The sequence below is a fragment of the Caulobacter sp. 602-1 genome, from assembly GCF_003931565.1.
GTDB lineage: Bacteria > Pseudomonadota > Alphaproteobacteria > Caulobacterales > Caulobacteraceae > Caulobacter.
In genome coordinates this window covers 1-475 of sequence record NZ_RRYI01000023.1, presented here as the reverse complement: position 1 = coordinate 475, position 475 = coordinate 1, and the positions used below count along the sequence as shown (strand labels likewise).

1 protein-coding gene is annotated in these 475 nt (G+C 62.7%); it reads right to left on the bottom strand.

Annotated elements, in window-relative coordinates; all coding sequences use genetic code 11:
- Positions 1–475, bottom strand: a 475-nt coding sequence (locus tag EIK80_RS25060; RefSeq protein WP_255414614.1) for an EF-Tu/IF-2/RF-3 family GTPase, incomplete at both ends; no start/stop codon positions are given.

Below are 475 nucleotides of genomic sequence, written 5' to 3'. Positions count from 1 at the left end.
CAGGCCTTGGTCCATGGCGATCGGGGTGATCAGCTCGACGTCCAGCTCGGCGTTGTCGCCCGGCATGATCATTTCCACGCCTTCCTTCAGCTTGATGATGCCGGTGACATCGGTCGTACGGAAGTAGAACTGCGGACGGTAGTTGGTGAAGAACGGGGTGTGACGGCCGCCTTCTTCCTTGTTCAGGATGTAGGCTTCGGCCACGAACTTGGTGTGCGGGGTGATCGAGCCCGGCTTGCAGAGGACCTGGCCGCGCTCGACGTCTTCACGCTTGGTGCCGCGCAGCAGCACGCCCACGTTGTCGCCGGCTTGACCTTGGTCCAGCAGCTTGCGGAACATTTCGACGCCCGTGCAGGTGGTCTTCTGGACCGGACGGATGCCGACGATCTCGACTTCCTCGCCGACCTTCACGACGCCCTTTTCGATACGGCCCGTGACCACGGTGCCGCGGCCCGAGATCGAGAACACGTCTTCG